Genomic DNA, 17188 nt, shown 5'->3' with positions numbered 1-17188 from the left:
TTACCTCGGCGCTCGACGCTCGTATCCGAACGGGTCGCCCACGCTCGCACAGGGTTCGGTGAACCAGCGCGGCCCCTCCTCGGTCATGTAGGCACAGTCTTCCAACCGCACGCCGAACTCACCGTAGATGCAGATCATCGGCTCGACGGAGAAGCACATGCCGGAGGCCATGCTGCGCTGGTTGCCCTTCACCATGTAGGTTTCTTCATGCACTTCGAGACCGATGCCATGGCCGGTGCGATGGGGCAGCCCCGGTACCACGTACCCGGGGCCGAAGCCGGCGGTCTCGATGACACGGCGCGCAGCCGCATCGACCTCCTCGCAAGGGTTGCCGAGCACGGCGGCCGCGAAGCCGGCCGCCTGCGCACGCTTTTCGAGCTCCCAAACCTCGCGCTGGCGCGCGTTCGGCTCACCGAAGACATAGGTGCGGGTCATATCGGAGCGATAGCCGCCAACGAAGGCGCCCAGGTCCATCAGCACCATATCGCCATCCTCGAGGGTCTGTGGGTAGTCGACACCATGCGGATAGGCGGTCGCCTCTGCGAACAAGACGATGGGGGCCCCGGCAGGGAGCGTCGCCCCGAGGCGACGATGCGCTTCAACGACGAAATTTTTAACCTCGCCGGTGCTGATTCCCTTGCGCAGGATTCGAGCGGCTGCCTTATGGACTTCGAGCGTGATCGCGTTGGCGATCTTCATCAGTGCAATTTCAGCGTGCGACTTGATCGTCCGGCAGGCAGCCGTGATCGATGCGCCATTGACGAAGTCGAAGCGGCTTCCAGCCCGGTGCGAAAAACCATCGAAAGTGAAGAAGCGAGTTGCCGGATCGACAGCGACGGTGCTTCCCGGCGGCAGGCCCAGGTCCATCAGCGTATCGATGACGAGTACCGACGGGTCCTCGTGTTCCTCCCATACGCGGATGTCGTCGCCGAACTCGAGCATGGATCGGGTTTTGGGCTCCTCGAAGGCCGGGCTCAGGTAGATGATCGCGCCGTCGGCCGGCAGAATCGCGCCGTGCAAACGCTCGCTCGGCTTGAGATCGATTCCAGTGAAATAGAAAAGGTTAGGAGAGGTATCCAGGTAGAGCGCCCCGATCCCCTGTTCGCGCATCAGCGCCTGGGCTCGGACGATGCGCTGTGAATAGTCCTTGCACCCGATAGGCACCGCATCGCCTACCATGCTGGACATCCGCGAAAGCTCCGCCTCGGCGTTCGATCCCCCCACTCCCACAGTCATCGACAGCGCTCCTCTTGGTTGGCGAAGCCACTGGATAGCGGCCACACCATTTCTTTTGCGTCGCTTGCCGTTCACTGCGTATCGCTCGCAGCAGCGCCGTCAACTGCGCACAGGCGGGCCGTAAAGCAGCAGAACATGACGTCTTCTTACTACTCTGCCCGGTCAGCGCGGCATTGGCTTGTGCCGCTTCGTCGCCAAATGCGACGAAATCGGCACAGTCATGACCCGCTGCGATTTCTATGCGGAGGCGATGAATCGTAAGCGCTCCATAACCCCCATCTTCATCTGAGCTATCCGCTAGCGGATGCTGGGCTCCCGTTTTCCCAGTGGAGCCCCGTCATGATGCGTCCGGACACCAAGGTCAAAACCGTCTACCTCTATCCAAAGCCCGTGGATTTCCGTAAATCCATCGATGGTCTGGCGGCCTTGGTGGAGTTGGATATCAAGGTGGCGGTCTTCGACCCCGTGCTGTTCGTCTTCCTCAACAAAACACGTAACCGGGTGAAGATCCTTTACTGGGAACGCAACGGCTTCTGCCTGTGGCTCAAGCGCCTGCAGGCCGAGCGTTTCAAGACCAAGCCCAATGGGCAGGAGCCCTATGCCTGGCTGCGTTGTATCCTCGAACGCCTGCCGTCGGCCAACAGCGTCGAAGACTTCGAAGCCCTGCTGCCGTGGAATTGTCTGACGGCCAGCGCATCCTGATCACAAGGCATCGTCAAAGGAAGACGGGGGTTGTGGAGCGCTTACAGAGGATCTTCAAAAAGAAGACGATTTATTTTTATTGAGCATGTGTTGGCAGCCTTCTTTAGGGCAGGACCGTTGATATAGGCGAGGACGTACTAGTTGCGTGCTCGTCGGTCAGATGAACTGGGATGTCTTAGTAAGTACTTCTAGGTTCAAGGCAGGCATTCTGGTACCACCGGCCCTTCTTCACATGCCGAGGGGTTGCTTGCCGTGCGGCGGCAGAACTCAACGTCCTTCTTGGCCTGGCAATAATTGCTATCCAGGCGCCGCTCGACGCTTCGCGAGGTGGGAGCCGCATCGGGTTGGCAAGTAGCCAGATGAGGTTGTGCTGCGCACATACGATGGCTCGGCTGGGGGGCCTTGAAGCCTGCTGCCTGCATGCAATTCTCTGCTGCTGCTAATTGTTCGGGTGTGCGCGGATCCAGTGGTGGTCGTGCCGGTGAGCTGGGGCTGGCCATGCCGCACTCCAGCAGGGCTTTCTTCACCTCGAGTTGGGAGGCGCCTGGCTTTGCCCAGAGCAGATAAGAGTCCGGTACAGGTTGGAAGGGAGGAGTACTGCCGCAGGCTGTCAGGCTGATGGCGCAGAATAGGCCTGCAAATAGAAGTCGCATAACGAGCCTCTCGCTGAGGATGGTCATATTGGTATTTGTGGATGGGTACTTTCTCGTCATTGAAGATGCCGTTGACACCAATGCGAATCCGGCCGTCCGGACCAGCTTTGAGCGCGAGTTTCTCCTCATCGCTAAGCAGGCGTAGTACGGGCTTATCATTCTCCAACTTGACGCTGCCGTCTTCATTCAGCATCACCTCGTACATCGGGTGTTCCTTGACGAACATGGTGCGGTAGGCGTCGTCGCTGAACTTGAAGGCTTCCACTGCCACGGCATTCTTGATGATGCGTTCTGCCTCGGCCTGCTTTCTTTTCCAGCTCCTTGGGATCGAGGCGCTCGACACCATTGTGGCTACCCGCAACGTCACGGTTGAGGGTGGCGATGGTCTCTTCGCTGCTCTGCCCGGTCTTGTCGAGCTGCCCCTGTTCGTCACAATCTCGAGGGTGCCCGCACTGACTGCAGCGAGTGTGCGTCCGTTGTCGCTTTCACGGGCGTCACCATTGTTCAGCGCTGTACCGATAACCGCCTTGCTCAAGCCGTACTTGCCCTGGATGAGCATATCGCTGCTGAGGTCGATACCGCTGCTGCGGGCGCTGGCACTGGCATCGATGGCCGCCTGGGTGCTGGCGATGACGGCGCCCTTGAGATCGGTATTGCCTTGCACATCGAGGTCGAAGCCACCATCACCGGCGCGGATACCGCTCTGTTCGACCACGCTGGCGTAATCGCCATTGGCCTTAGATCTGGCCAGGCTCAGATTACCGCTCACGATGAATCGGACATCGGCGAGGCGTATTTCGAGGCGATCGGGAGGGAGTAGGCAATCAACGCCCGGCACGGCAGACGCGACCACCGGCATGAATCATCAGAGCGAATCATCGGCGCAAGTCATTGAAGTGACGCGCATGGGGCAACTTCGCTCGAGGTCGAATGGAGCGAGTGTCAGGAGACTTTCTGGGAGGTGTGGAAGGCGAGCGAGGAGCATGCCTTGAATTCGGTCAAGCAAATGGCCCCGTGCTCAGCGGCACGAGACAGGCATCGATCAGAAACTAACGATACTGATGTTAGACCGCTGATATGTCAGGTCGGGGATGGCGCGCCCGAGAGGATTCGAACCTCTGACCCCTTGATTCGTAGTCAAGTACTCTATCCAGCTGAGCTACGGGCGCGTGTCTTACAGTGCTTACATCCATGGCAGCGTGAGAACCGCTAGCGGCTGCCGTGCTCCGGTCGTTTGGCGGAGAGGGAGGGATTCGAACCCTCGATAGAGCTTTTGACCCTATACTCCCTTAGCAGGGGAGCGCCTTCAGCCACTCGGCCACCTCTCCTCGAGCACGGCGCGTATGTTATCCAGTCCTGGCTTAGCTGTCCACCCCAGCCCATATTTTTTTCTAGAAAAACCGTTGTAATTCAAAAACGACCGTCGACATGGAAAGGAATCTGGAAGACACCCGGTCGGTTCAGGCATCGCGGCCCAAACGCTGGAGACGATGCATCTCTTCGGTGTTGGAATCGCCCTCAACCGTAACCCACGGTCAAACGCCCGCCACTACTCCTTTTCAGAGTCGACATCGTTACGCTCGAGCTGGATTCGCTGATAGATCTCTTCGCGGTGTACGGAGACATTCTTGGGGGCATTCACACCAATACGAACCTGGTTGCCCTTCACCCCGAGCACCGTCACGGTGACTTCGTCACCAATCATCAGAGTCTCGCCTACCCGGCGAGTGAGGATGAGCATATGACCTCCTTATCGCAATGAACATCCAGTGCCGACCGCAACGGCTCGCCGCCCGTCAGCGCCTCCGCCCTGACGGGGAGAGCCATTATGCATTTCCAGGCGGGAACGACCAAGCGGTCAACCAACGGCACTTGACGAACTATAGAAGATTTTGTCCAGGCCGAAAGCAAAAGGCACCTCCGTCGAGGTGCCCTGCGTCTCATCCTTCTTGATTCACGTCTTCGCGGTCGAGGCCGAATGCGGTGTGCAGGGCGCGCACCGCCAGCTCCATGAACTTCTCGTCGATCACCACCGAGATCTTGATTTCGGAGGTCGAGACCATGCGAATGTTGATGCCTTCGTTGCCCAGCACCTGGAACATCCTGTTCGCGACCCCGGCGTGCGAGCGCATTCCCACGCCGACCAGCGAGACCTTGGCGATCTGGTCGTCGCCCTTGATCTCGCCCCCGAGCTCGGGGATCACTTTCTGCTCGAGCAGCCGATAGGTCTGCTTGTAGTCGTTCTTGGCGACGGTGAAGGTGAAATCGGTACGGTCGCCGACTGGAGCGACGTTCTGGATGATCATGTCGACTTCGATATTGGCATCGGCGATCGGACCGAGGATCTTCGACGCCACCCCAGGGATATCGGGCGTATTGAGTACGGTCAGCTTGGCTTCATTGATGCTGAAGGCGATGCCGGATATCAGCGGCTCTTCCATGTGAGACGACAAGGGTTCTTCCTCCGCGACGATCAGGGTGCCGGGGCCATCCTCGAACGAGGAGAGCACGCGCAGCGGAACATTGTACTTGCCTGCGAACTCGACCGAGCGAATCTGCAGGACCTTGGAGCCGAGGCTGGCCAGTTCGAGCATCTCCTCGACGGTGATGGTTTCGAGCCGCCGCGCGCGCGAACAGACGCGCGGATCGGTGGTGTAGACCCCATCGACGTCGGTGTAGATCTGGCACTCGTCGGCCTTCAGCGCAGCGGCGAGCGCCACCGCAGTGGTATCCGATCCTCCACGCCCGAGCGTGGTGATGTTGCCATCGGCGTCCACCCCTTGGAAGCCGGCGACCACCACCACCCGCCCCGCGCCGAGATCCTGGCGCAGCTCATCGGTATCGATCTGCTGGATACGCGCACGGGTGTGGGCGCTGTCGGTACGAATACCGACCTGGGCACCGGTGTAGGACGTGGCGGGCACACCGATCGCATGCAGCGCCATCGCCAGCAGGGAGATGGTGACCTGCTCGCCGGTGGAGACCAGCATGTCGATCTCACGCGGATGGGGCTCGTCACTGACTTCGTTGGCCAGGCCGATCAACCGGTTGGTCTCGCCGCTCATCGCCGAGACCACGACCACGATCTCGTGGCCTTGATCGCAAAAGCCCTTGACCTTCTCGGCCACCGCCTTGATTCGCTCGACCGAGCCGACCGAGGTCCCACCGAACTTCTGAACGTATAGCGCCATGATTGTCCTTCTTCGGGTCGAGGCATCGACCGTTTGAACGTTCGACGAAGCGCGACGAACGCGCTTCGTCATGACCGGCGCATGGCATCGACCGCCACACGCCCAGGCGTTTCGCAGCCAAGGTCCGCGCGAGCGTCTGGCCGCCCGACCTCGACGGCGGCCTGCGGACGCTTCTAGGCCAGCTGGCCCTCGAGCCAGCCGGGGACGCTCGCCAAAGCCGCATCGAGGTCATTCGGCCGGCTGCCGCCGGCCTGGGCCATGTCCGGACGCCCACCGCCCTTGCCACCGACCTGGTGGGCGACATGATTGACCAGTTCGCCCGCCTTGAACCGGGAGGTGAGATCCTGGGTCACCCCAGCGATCAGGCCGACTTTGTCCTCACCCTCAACCGTCGCCAGCACGATCACCCCGGAACCGAGGCGATTCTTGAGCTGATCGAGCAGCCCGCGCAGGTCCTTGCTCGAGACGTCCTCGAGGCGCTTGACCAGCAGCGGTACGCCGCCGACCTGCTTCACCTCGTCGAGCATGTCGCCGCCGACCCGGCTGGTGAGCTTGGCCTTGAGCCGCTCCACTTCGCGCTCGAGTTCACGGTTGCGCTCGAGCAGCGCGCCAAGGCGGCTCTCGAGCTGTTCCGGCCTGCTCTTGAGCTCGGCGGCGATGCGTCCGAGCACCTGTTCGGCGCCGCGCAGCTCTTCCAGCGCCGCCTCTCCGCTCAGTGCCTCGATACGGCGCACTCCTGCGGCGACCCCGCTCTCGGCGACGATATGGCAAAGCCCGATATCGCCGGTGCGCGGTACGTGGGTCCCGCCGCACAGCTCGATCGAGAAATCGCCGGTGCCCATGGTCAGCACCCGTACCGCCTCACCATACTTGGCCTCGAACAGCGCCCGGGCGCCCAGCGCCTTGGCTTCGTCCAGGCTCATCAGCCGGGTGGTGACCTCGGTATTGGCGCGAATCTCGGCATTGACCAGACGCTCGATCTCCTCGAGCTGCGCCGGCGTTATCGCCTCGAAATGGCTGAAATCGAAACGCAGGCGCTCCTCATTGACCAACGAGCCTTTCTGCTGCACGTGCTCGCCGAGCACCCTTCGCAGGGCCTCGTGGAGCAGGTGGGTCGCCGAGTGGTTGCGCATGATCCGCTGGCGACGGCCGTCGTCGACCTCGGCCTCTACCTCCGCGCCGACCGCCAGCGAGCCTTCGACCAGCACCCCTTGGTGGAGATAGTGCCCGTCGCGCTTCTGGGTATCGGTGACCTGGAATCGGCCATGCTCGGTGGCAAGCCAGCCGCTATCGCCTACCTGGCCACCCGATTCGGCATAGAAGGGCGTGCGGTCGAGCACCACGGTGGCATGCTGGCCCGCGGCGAGCAGCTCGATCGACGCGTTCTGGTCATCGAGCAGCGCGACGACGCGGCCACGGTCGCGAAGGTTGCCGTAGCCGGTGAACTCGGTCTTGCCTTCGAGCTCGAGCGCCGCGCCGTACTCGACGCCGAAGTTGCTTGCCGCCCGCGCCCGCTCGCGCTGTGCATTGAGCTCGCGCTGGAAGCCCACTTCGTCGAGATGCAGGCCCCGCTCGCGGGCGATGTCGGCGGTGAGGTCGAAAGGAAAGCCATAGGTGTCGTAGAGCTTGAACACCGTCTCGCCGTCGAGGGTGTCCCCTTCCAGGCTGCCGATGGCCTCTTCGAGCAGCCGCATGCCGTTGTCGAGGGTGCGCGCGAACTGCTCCTCTTCCTTGAGCAGCACCTTCTCGATCTGCCCGCGCGCGCGACGCAGTTCGGGATAGGCATCGCCCATCTCGTCGTCGAGCGCTGCCACCAGCTTGTGGAAGAACGGGTCACGCGCACCGAGCTTGTGGCCATGGCGCACCGCACGGCGGATGATCCGCCGCAGCACGTAGCCGCGCCCCTCGTTGCTCGGCATCACGCCATCGCTGATCAAGAACGCGCAGGAGCGGATATGGTCGGCGATCACCCGCAGCGAGGCCTGGTTCAGGTCGCGCTGGCCGGTAAGCTCGGCCGCCGCCGCGAGCAGGTGCTGGAACAGGTCGATCTCGTAGTTGGAGTGGACGCCCTGCATCACCGCGGAGATCCGCTCAAGCCCCATGCCGGTGTCGATCGAGGGATTCGGCAACGCATTGAGGTTGCCCTGGGCATCCTTCTCGAACTGCATGAACACCAGGTTCCAGATCTCGATGTAGCGATCGCCATCCTCGTCGGGAGAGCCGGGAGGCCCTCCCGCCACCTCGGGCCCATGATCGTAGAAGATCTCCGAGCAAGGGCCGCAGGGGCCGGTATCGCCCATCTGCCAGAAGTTGTCCTCGTCGAGCCGCGCCAGACGCTCAGCCGGCACGCCGATCTCGTCGATCCAGATCGCGGCGGCTTCGTCATCGGTGTGGTGGACGGTGACCCAGAGGCGCTCCTTGGGCAGCTTCAGCTCCTCGGTGAGGAAGCGCCAGGCGAGATCGATCGCGTCGCGCTTGAAGTAGTCACCGAAGCTGAAATTACCGAGCATTTCGAAGAAGGTATGGTGGCGCGCGGTATAGCCGACGTTGTCGAGGTCATTGTGCTTGCCGCCTGCGCGAACGCAGCGCTGGGCCGAGGTAGCACGCACGTAGGGGCGCTTGTCGCGGCCGAGGAAGACGTCCTTGAACGGCACCATGCCCGCATTGGTGAACAAAAGCGTCGGGTCATTGTCGGGTACCAGCGAGCTCGAAGGCACCCGGGTGTGGCCGTTGCGCTCGAAGAAGCTCAGGAACGCCTGTCGTATGTCTGCGCTTTTCATCGTCATTCCATGGTTGTTCCGAATAGCCGTTATCGTGCGCGAGACCGTGGTTGAACCGGATGCGGACAGAGGGGCATGCGAGGATGCGCAACGCGGCAGGTATCGAGCCCCCCACGTGCGAAACACCGATCGACACGATAAAGAGGCGCCTAGTATACCGCTTGGCGAGACGGCATAAAGAGCGGCGGGAAGCAACGCAGCGGGCGCAAGCCTCGCGGCAGCGGTGGTCAATCCTCCCAGGCATGCGCCATCGCGCGTCGGCTCTGCTCACCGTCGAAGCCTCGCCCGGCGAGAAAGCGCTGGCGCTGGGCGTACTCCCGCGGGTCGCGGCCGGGGCCATCGAAACGCCGCGCCAGCGCCTGGGAGGCCTGCGTCTCCCAGTCGATCCCGGCTCCCTCCAGCGCGGCCGCGATCAGGCCCGGCGCGATACCGCGTTCGCGCAGCTCCGCCTCGATCTTCCTCGGTCCCTGGAGCCGCTGCACCCTGGCACGCACGAAAGCCTCGCAGAAACGCTCATCGGACTGGAGACCGAGGCTTTCGAGCTCATCGAGCGCCTGGTTCACCTCCTCGTCCTGGTAGCCGTCGCGCCGCAGCCGCAGCGCTATCTCGGCGCGGGAATGCTCACGCCGCGCGAGCATCGCGACGGCGCGTTCATAGGCGGGGATTTCGCCGCCATCGGCGCGGGTCGTCCTCATTGCAGGCTCCTCGGGGGCGGCGCGTGCAGATGGCCAATGACCGCGCCGTAGCGGAAAAAGATCCGGGGCCCAAGAGGGCCCCGGCAGGGAAAAGCATCATCGCCTGCGCCGCGACGGCGCCACGCGCTGGGTCAGAGCAGGTCGTCCTGGTCATCCTCGAGTACGGCGGCGGCGGGTGCCGCCTCTTCCTCCTCGCTGGCCTTCGGCGTACCGAGCAGCTGGGCGCGGATCTGCGCCTCGATCTCTTCCATCATCGTCGGGTTGTCGACCAGGAACTGCGCCGCGTTGGCTTTACCCTGGCCGATCTTGCTGCCCTTGTAGCTGTACCAGGCACCCGCCTTGTCGACCAGGTTGCACTGGACGCCCAGGTCGATCACCTCGCCGGCGTGGTAGATCCCCTGGCCATAGAGAATCTGGAACTCGGTCTGGCGGAACGGCGGCGCGACCTTGTTCTTCACCACCTTGACCCGGGTTTCGTTACCGATCACCTCGTCGCCCTGCTTGACCGAACCGATGCGGCGGATGTCGAGACGCACGCTGGCGTAGAACTTCAGCGCATTGCCCCCGGTAGTGGTCTCGGGGCTGCCGAACATCACGCCGATCTTCATCCGGATCTGGTTGACGAACATCACCAGGCAGTTGGCGTTCTTGATGTGGCCGGTGACCTTGCGCAGCGCCTGGGACATCAAGCGCGCCTGCAGGCCGACGTGGGAGTCACCCATCTCGCCTTCGATCTCGGCGCGCGGCGTGAGGGCCGCGACCGAGTCGACGATGATCACGTCGACGCCGCCGGAGCGCACCAGCATGTCGCAGATCTCGAGCGCCTGCTCGCCGGTATCCGGCTGGGAGACCAGCAGGTCGTCGAGGTTGACGCCGAGCTTCTCGGCATAGCTCGGGTCGAGGGCGTGCTCCGCATCGATGAAGGCGCAGGTCTTGCCCTGCTTCTGCGCCTGGGCGATCACCGAGAGGGTGATGGTAGTCTTGCCCGAGGACTCGGGCCCGTAGATCTCGACGATCCGGCCGTAGGGCAGGCCACCGATGCCGAGCGCGATGTCGAGGCCGAGCGAGCCGGTCGACACCGAGGGGATCGCCACCCGCGGTGTTTCACCCATGCGCATCACCGCGCCTTTACCGAACTGCCGCTCGATCTGAGAGAGCGCTGCGTTGAGCGCCTTGGTACGGTTGTCGTCCTGAGCCATTGAAGGTTGTCCCGATCCTGTTTGCAGTTGGAGCCGGGGCCAGCGCCCCGATGGACGAAGATGCACCGGCGCTGTAGCCAGCCGACGATCTGTTCATATATACAGCATTATAGCCGATTCTCTAAACGCTCGCTACGCCTACCCGCGAACCGCCAGCCGAGCCGCCAGACCCTCCAGCGCGAGCGCCACGGCCTGCAGGCGAACCGCCGCCCGATCACCGTCGAGACGATGGAGCTCGGCCTCCTGCGCGGCCGCGTCGCCCCAGCCGAGCCACACCGTGCCCACCGGCTTCTCCGCGCTGCCTCCGCCCGGTCCGGCGACGCCGCTGATCGCCACGCCCAGCGCCGCGCCGCTGTCGCGGCAGGCGCCGGCCACCATTTCGCGCACGACTTCGGCGCTGACCGCGCCATGGCGCTCGAGGGTGCCGGCGCAGACCCCCAGCATTCGCTGCTTGGCGGCGTTCGAATAGGTGACGTAGCCGCTCTCGAACCATTCTGAACTACCGCTGATCGCGGTGATCAGCTGCGCTACGCCGCCGCCGGTGCAGGACTCCGCAGTGGTGATCTGCAGGCCACGATGCTGCGCCAAGCGACCGACGCGCTCGGCGAGCACCAGCAGCGCCTCCTGACTAGGTAGATCGGCCATCGGATCCTCTCCTGAAGGGGGATTGCGGGCTTCATGATCCAAGTCGAAGGCCCGGTGAGCAAGTCTTGCGCATCCTGATACGACGATGCCCGGGGCCGAAGTCCCAGGCATGCGAGCGAAACCGCGCCGGCGCCTCGATCGACGTAGTCGAGATACACCGTCTTGTTGCGTACGTAGGTCGCGTAGCGCTGCTCGCTACCCTTCCCACGACCTCGGCGTCTACGGCAGGAGCGATCTCTACTTCGCCTGGCGCAAGGCGCAGCTCGCACCCTGCGCCCGGCAGCTGGTCGCACTCGGTGCGCAAAGATCGTTCGAGACGAACCGAAACGGGGACTAGGGCTCCTCTCCCCGCCACCAGCGCAGCAGCACCTCGGGAGCGCGCTCTTCGGGCACGTCGAGCACGGTCTCATCGTCCGCGCGCTCGGCTGCGCTGCGCAGTTCGATACGGAAGTAGCGCTGGTCGCTGCGCCCGGCGTCTGCCGAGCTCTCCTGCGCGCAGCGCTCGAGCATCTCACGCAGCCGCTGGCGAAGCGCCTCGTCGCCGTCGGAGAGACGCAGAAGCCGCGGGCGCGACAGGGCCTTGATCGCAGCCAGGCCGCCCTGGCGAGAGATCCGCACCACGCTGTAGCGATCGAGATCGAACGAACCCTTCATGACCATCCTCCTCTATCAGAAGCGTCCTCAGAGGCATCGACTCGCGCAGCGTTCAAAGCACGCCAACGCCGCGCCAGGCGTCGTCGACCGCGCGCGCCTCGGAGCTCCCGGCGCCGAAACGGCCCTCGGCGTGCTCGATGGTGAGTCGGGCGAAGGCGTCGAAGTCGGCGTCGTTGGCCAGCCGGCGATCGCACAGGGTGTCGTACCACACCGGGCCGACCGTTTCCCAGGCGAGACCGCCGATCGCCACCGCCGCCAGCTGGAAGGCGCGGTTGGGGATGCCGGAATTGATATGCACGCCGCCGTTGTCGTCGCGGGTGACGACGAACTCGCGCATGTGCCCGGGCTGTGGGTCGCGCCCGACCAGCGGATCGTCATAGGCGCTGCCGGGCTCGGCCATCGAGCGTAGGCCACGCCCCTCGATCCGCGCGGTGAAAAGGCCGGCGCCGATGATCCAGTCCGACTCGGTGGCGCTCTGGCCGAGATGGAACTGCTTGGCGAGGATGCCGAAGACATCGGCGATCGATTCGTTGAGCGCACCCGGCTGGTTGGCGTAGACCAGCGCCGCCTCGTGCTCGATCACGCCATGGGAAAGCTCGTGGGCGACGACGTCGAGGGCGATGGTGAAGCGGTTGAACAGCTCGCCGTCACCATCGCCGAATACCATCTGCCGCCCATTCCAGAAGGCGTTCTGGTAGTCCTGGCCGTAGTGCACCGTACCGAGCAGCGCCATGCCATCGCCGTCGATCGAATCGCGGCCGAGTACCTGGGAGAAAAACCGATGCGTAATGCCGAGATGGTCATAGGCCTCGTCGACCGCGGCCTGATTGCTCGGCGGCTGGCCTTCGGCGCGCACCAGCTCGCCGGGCAGCTCCATGCGCTGCTGGGCGTCGAAGATGCTCCGGTCCAGCATCATCGACGCCGCTCGGGTCCCGCCCGTTCGCCTGGGGGCCTGCGCCGGCAGCGGATTGGCGAGCAGGCTGCGCACGTGGACGAGCGTGCTCGACGCGCACGAGCGCTGGCGCACGCTGCCGTGGTCGATGATCCGCGACAGCAGGTAGGGCGGGATGAAACCGGGGCGATATGAAGTGGCGCTCATGGCGTCGCCTCCTCAATCAGCGAAGTGAAACGGCCGGTATCCCAAGACCCGGCCTCGTGCCTTCAAGCATAGTGCCTATCCACCGGATACGTTCGACCCGGGCACTTTCGGCGTATCGCCTCCGCCGGAGCGCGGGTCGGGCGCGTTCTCATCCAGCCAGGTGCCGCACAATTTGCAGTAGCGCGCATCGGCTTCGTGCTTTTCGTGCCCGCAGCCCGGACAGACTTCGTCCGAGTAGCGCTCGAAGTGAATCGAGCGCATCACTTCGGCGGAGAATACTCCGGTGGGCACGGCGAGGATCGAATAGCCCAGCACCATCACCAGCGAGGAGATGACCTGGCCGAGCGGAGTGACCGGTGAGATATCGCCATAGCCGACCGTGGTCAGCGTCACCACCGCCCAGTAGATCGAGCGCGGAATGCTGGTGAACCCCGCGCTGGCCGGCTCCACCAGGAAGATGATCGAACCGAAGATCGACACCAGCGAGAGCACGGTGAAGAGGAACAACAGGATCTTGTGCCGGCTGCGCACCAGGGCTCCCTGGAGCAGCTGGCCTTCGTTGACGAAGCGCGTGAGCCTGAGCACTCGGAATATCCTCAGGATACGCAGGAAGCGGATCACCAGCAGCGCCTGCCCGCCGGGCAGTACCAGGCTGAGCCAGCTGGGCAGCAGCGCGGCCAGGTCGATCAGGCCCCAGAAGCTGAGTACGTAGTTCTTCGGCCGTTCCAGGCAGTAGATCCGCAGCAGGTACTCGAAGGTGAACAGCAGCGTGAATCCCCACTCGAGCCAGAAGAACAGCACGCCGTAGCGTTCATGCAGCGAGGCGACCGTATCCAGCATGATCGTCAATACGCTGAGCACGATGGCGCTGATCACCGCTATATCGAACGCCCTGGCGGGCCGGGAATCGGACTCGAAGACGATATGGAACAGCCTGGCACGCAGGCTCGAGGAACTGCTCGACGGCTTCATTCGACGTTTCTCCTACCAGTGCGGCTTTAGCGTCGCCGTCACCAGCATAGCCAACCAGGCGGATGGAATCGGGCGCAAACAGCGCCAGGGTACCGCCGGCCGCCGCGCTCAGTCGCGGCAGTAGCCCTCTTTTCCTGGCACCACGATCAAGCAGTCCTGCTTGTCGGCCAGCCATTTGAAGCCGGTCTCGGCGCCGCTGCCCGGGCGGATCGTTTCGACCACGCCGTGGCGCAAGAAGCGCAGCGTCTGGCCCTGGATCTCGACCCGGTAGTCGGCTTGGCTGTCGAGGTTATCCTTCAGCGTCATACGCATCTGGCCCGGCCCGCCGCTGGGAAAGAGCTCGAGAAAGATGCCCTCGGGGCCATTCCAGCGACCAACCCACGCCTGCGTATCGGCTGTGGAAAACTGCGGCACGCCCGGGTCCGGTTTCGAGCTGCAAGCGCTGAGGGCGATCGCTGCGAGGAGCAGGATGGGGCCAGGCAATCGACGCAGTTCGGCTGAGGACATCGCACTTCTCCCGTGCACGCTCAGAACAATCCGAGCTGTCGATCGATGAGCGTGGCGAAGTCATCCTGCACGAACGGCAGGATGGCGTCCGCCACCGGCTGCAGCTGGCGTGAAAGATAGTGATCGTAATCGATCGCCGCGCGCCGGACCTCCAACGGCTCAGGCCCTGCGACCGTGATCACGTAGCTGATCCAGCCACCGCGCTGGTACTGGCGCGGGCGGCCCTGCTGGTCGTTGTACTCATCGGCGATGCGAGCCGCGCGCACGTGGGGCGGTACGTTGCGCTGGTAGTCGTCCAGCCTGCGGCGCAGCCGCTTGCGGTAGACCAGCAGCTCATCGAGCTCCCCGGCAAGCAAGCGATGCACGAAGTCACGCACGTACTGCCGGTAGGGCTGGCGGAGGAAGATACGCTGATAGAGCGCCTGCTGGAACTGCTGGGCCAACGGCGACCAGTCGCTGCGCACGGTTTCAAGCCCCTTGAACACCATTTCCTCACTGCCGTCCGCGCGCATCGCCAAGCCAGCGTAGCGCTTCTTGCTCCCCTCCTCGGCGCCCCGGATGGTCGGCATCAGGAAACGACGGAAGTGGGTCTCGAACTGCAGTTCGAGCGCACTGTCCAGACCGTATTCGCGCGTCAGGTGCTCACGCCACCACTGGTTGACCCGCCGCGCCAGCGCCTGGCCGATACGCTCGGCCTCCTCCCATGCATGGGCGCGCTTGAGCCACACGAAGGTGGAGTCGGTATCGCCATAGATCACCACATGGCCCTCGGCCTCGATCAGCTCCCGCGTTCGCCGCATGATCTCGTGGCCGCGCAGAGTGATCGACGAGGCCAGGCGCGGGTCGTAGAAGCGACAGCCGCTGGAGCCGAGCACGCCATAGAAGGCGTTCATGATGATCTTCAGCGCTTGGGAAAGCGGCCGGTTGCCTTCACGCTTGGCCGCTTCACGACCCTGCCAGACCCGCGCCACGATCGACGGCAGGCAGTGCCCGGTCCGCGAGAATCGCGCCCCGCGAAAGCCAGGGACCGACTCGCCGTCATCCGGATACCGCAGGCCTTCGATCAGCCCCACCGGATCGATCAAAAAGGTCCGGATGATCGACGGATACAGGCTCTTGTAGTCGAGCACCAGCACCGAGTCGTAGAGCCCGGGGCGCGAGTCCATCACGAAACCGCCGGGGCTCGCCTCCGGCGGCCGCTGGCCCAGGTTCGGCGCCACGAAGCCCTGGCGGTGCATCAAGGGTATGTAGAGATGGGAGAAAGCGGCGACCGAACCGCCGCTGCGGTCGGCTTCGAGGCCGGTGACTGTGGCACGCTCGAGCAGGAAGGTCAGAAGCTCGGTAGCGGCGAAGATCCGCGTCACCAGTTCGCAGTCCTTGAGGTTGTAGCGCGCCAGCGCGGGCTTGTCCTCGGCGAACATCCGCTGGATCTCGTCCAAGCGCTGATACGGGGTATCGATCGCCTTGCCCTCGCCGAGCAGCGTCTGCGCGACGTGTTCGAGGCTGAACGAGGCGAAGCTCCAGGTAGCGGAGCGCAGCGCCTCGATGCCATCGATGATCAGCCGTCCAGCGGCGCCGGCGAAGAAATGGCTGCCGCGGCCGGCATGCTCACGCCAAGTCATCGCCGAGCCGTCGCGACCAAGCCGCAGCGCCACCCCCAGGCGCTGAGCATGCTCGTGCAGCACGCGCAGGTCGAACTGGACCAGGTTCCAACCGATGATCGCATCGGGATCGTGGCATGCCAGCCACTGGTTCAGGCACTCGAGGAGCTCTGCACGGGTGTCGCAGTAGTCGAGCCGGAAATCGAGCGCATCATCGCTGCCGTTCGGCGGTCCGAGCATGTAGACCTGGCGCTCGCCGCAGCCTTCGAGCGCGATCGAATGGAGCTCGCCACGCGCGCTGGTTTCGATATCGAGCGAGACCAGCCTGAGTCGAGGACGATAGTCCGGCGCCGGCTTCATCTGCGCATCTGCCAGTGTGCCGCTTGGATCCGGGGTAGCGCTGAACGCGACCGGCGCAGTGATGAACCGCTCCATCAGATAGCGCTCCGGCGGGCGGATATCGGCTTCGAAGACATCGATACCCGCCGACCTCAGCCGCTTGTCCAGCTGCAGCAGCTGGCGATACTGCCGGCAATAGAGACCGAGCATCGGGCGATGGTCGAAATCGCGCAGATCCAGCGCACGAAGCTCGACGTCGCGCTCGCCGTGCAGCAGTTGCTCCGCCTGCTGGCGCTGCGCCGCAGGAACGAACGCCACGCACCGCTGGCGAAGCAGGCGAAGACGCCGGGGCCCATCGTCGGTCGCCAGCCAGAACTCGACCTCAGTGCCCTCGGCCGTGTCGTACCAATGGCGGGTCAGCACGAACCCCTGCCGTAGCTCCACCGCAGCGACCCCCGACATCCGTTTCATCCCCCTATTCTACTGGCCATCGTCCGGTACGGCGCAGATGATCTGCGCGAGTGGGTTGGCGCAAGAGCACGTGCCCCCCAATTTCCGCTCGTGGTGAGCCGGTGAGGAACGAACTAGCCACCCCCGCTCGTGGTGAGCCTCCTGTGCCATCGCGATGGCACTGCGCATGGACCTTGAACCCGAGTAGCATGGCTATGTTGCCGCAAGCAGCGTGGCCGCATGTCTTTTGGTGCCGGGTGCCCGGTGGTGAGAATGGCTCTGGTCGTGGGCTGCTGCGCATTTTGGTGAGCCTGGCTTCCCGTTGGAAAGATTTGTCTTCCCAGAACACGACCGGGCTTGCGGTAACCCCTTCTCCATCGACCCGTTCCCAGGAGCTATGAGATGGCCCACTTACCGGTATTGGATCCATTGGCAGCCTTCGTGGATGTTGGCAGCGAGCAGATG

At 63.9% G+C, this 17188-nt stretch carries 14 protein-coding genes and 2 tRNA genes; 1 reads left to right on the top strand and 15 read right to left on the bottom strand.

Annotated features, from left to right (window positions below; all coding sequences use genetic code 11):
- Positions 1-1236 carry a M24 family metallopeptidase gene (locus Q376_RS0108950; protein ID WP_027350032.1) on the bottom strand — a complete coding sequence of 412 codons (1236 nt, stop codon included), beginning with the start codon at positions 1234-1236 and terminating at the stop codon, positions 1-3.
- A gap of 339 nt (positions 1237-1575) precedes the next feature.
- Here Q376_RS0108950 and tnpB point away from each other — a divergent pair, with 339 nt between their 5' ends.
- Complete coding sequence (tnpB, locus tag Q376_RS25530) at positions 1576-1938, top strand: IS66 family insertion sequence element accessory protein TnpB (RefSeq protein ID WP_081803464.1); 363 nt, start codon at positions 1576-1578, stop codon at positions 1936-1938.
- 297 nt (positions 1939-2235) lie between these two features.
- Here the strand turns inward: tnpB and Q376_RS24735 are convergent, their stop codons facing one another.
- The 14 genes from Q376_RS24735 to Q376_RS0108870 all read right to left on the bottom strand — a co-directional run bounded on the left by Q376_RS24735 (position 2236) and on the right by Q376_RS0108870 (position 16744).
- Positions 2236-3360 carry a hypothetical protein gene (locus Q376_RS24735; protein WP_155834240.1) on the bottom strand — a complete coding sequence of 375 codons (1125 nt, stop codon included), beginning with the start codon at positions 3358-3360 and terminating at the stop codon, positions 2236-2238.
- A gap of 323 nt (positions 3361-3683) precedes the next feature.
- Positions 3684-3760: transfer RNA gene (locus Q376_RS0108930), tRNA-Arg, on the bottom strand.
- A 66-nt stretch (positions 3761-3826) separates the two neighbouring features.
- A tRNA-Ser gene (locus Q376_RS0108925) sits at positions 3827-3919 on the bottom strand.
- Positions 3920-4140: 221 nt separating this feature from the next.
- Positions 4141-4332: a carbon storage regulator CsrA gene (gene csrA, locus Q376_RS0108920; RefSeq protein WP_027350031.1), complete on the bottom strand. Its 192-nt coding sequence runs from the start codon at positions 4330-4332 to the stop codon at positions 4141-4143.
- A 199-nt stretch (positions 4333-4531) separates the two neighbouring features.
- The gene (locus Q376_RS0108915) at positions 4532-5782 is read right to left on the bottom strand and encodes an aspartate kinase (protein WP_027350030.1); all 1251 of its coding nucleotides are present in this window, start codon (positions 5780-5782) and stop codon (positions 4532-4534) included.
- 173 nt (positions 5783-5955) lie between these two features.
- A complete protein-coding gene (alaS, locus tag Q376_RS0108910) occupies positions 5956-8562 on the bottom strand; it encodes an alanine--tRNA ligase (protein ID WP_027350029.1) in 2607 nt (868 codons plus the stop codon).
- 227 nt (positions 8563-8789) lie between these two features.
- Positions 8790-9257 (bottom strand): regulatory protein RecX, encoded by a 468-nt coding sequence (locus tag Q376_RS0108905; RefSeq protein WP_052365094.1) that lies wholly within the window; start codon positions 9255-9257, stop codon positions 8790-8792.
- A gap of 131 nt (positions 9258-9388) precedes the next feature.
- The gene (recA, locus tag Q376_RS0108900) at positions 9389-10456 is read right to left on the bottom strand and encodes a recombinase RecA (protein WP_027350027.1); all 1068 of its coding nucleotides are present in this window, start codon (positions 10454-10456) and stop codon (positions 9389-9391) included.
- Between the two features lie 138 nt (positions 10457-10594).
- Positions 10595-11101 carry a CinA family protein gene (locus tag Q376_RS0108895; RefSeq protein ID WP_027350026.1) on the bottom strand — a complete coding sequence of 169 codons (507 nt, stop codon included), beginning with the start codon at positions 11099-11101 and terminating at the stop codon, positions 10595-10597.
- Positions 11102-11434: 333 nt separating this feature from the next.
- Positions 11435-11755 carry a protealysin inhibitor emfourin gene (locus tag Q376_RS0108890; RefSeq protein WP_027350025.1) on the bottom strand — a complete coding sequence of 107 codons (321 nt, stop codon included), beginning with the start codon at positions 11753-11755 and terminating at the stop codon, positions 11435-11437.
- 52 nt (positions 11756-11807) lie between these two features.
- Positions 11808-12854: a M4 family metallopeptidase gene (locus tag Q376_RS0108885; RefSeq protein ID WP_027350024.1), complete on the bottom strand. Its 1047-nt coding sequence runs from the start codon at positions 12852-12854 to the stop codon at positions 11808-11810.
- Positions 12855-12929: 75 nt separating this feature from the next.
- Positions 12930-13826: an ion transporter gene (locus Q376_RS21970; RefSeq protein WP_052365093.1), complete on the bottom strand. Its 897-nt coding sequence runs from the start codon at positions 13824-13826 to the stop codon at positions 12930-12932.
- Positions 13827-13934: 108 nt separating this feature from the next.
- Positions 13935-14333: a hypothetical protein gene (locus Q376_RS0108875; protein ID WP_081803463.1), complete on the bottom strand. Its 399-nt coding sequence runs from the start codon at positions 14331-14333 to the stop codon at positions 13935-13937.
- A 20-nt stretch (positions 14334-14353) separates the two neighbouring features.
- The gene (locus Q376_RS0108870; RefSeq protein WP_245598929.1) at positions 14354-16744 is read right to left on the bottom strand and encodes a DNA polymerase II; all 2391 of its coding nucleotides are present in this window, start codon (positions 16742-16744) and stop codon (positions 14354-14356) included.
- Positions 16745-17188 lie beyond the last annotated feature (444 nt).

The sequence above is a fragment of the Halotalea alkalilenta DSM 17697 genome (assembly GCF_000621205.1).
Classification (GTDB): Bacteria; Pseudomonadota; Gammaproteobacteria; order Pseudomonadales; family Halomonadaceae; genus Halotalea; species Halotalea alkalilenta.
This window is presented reverse-complemented; position numbering and strand designations above follow the sequence as displayed.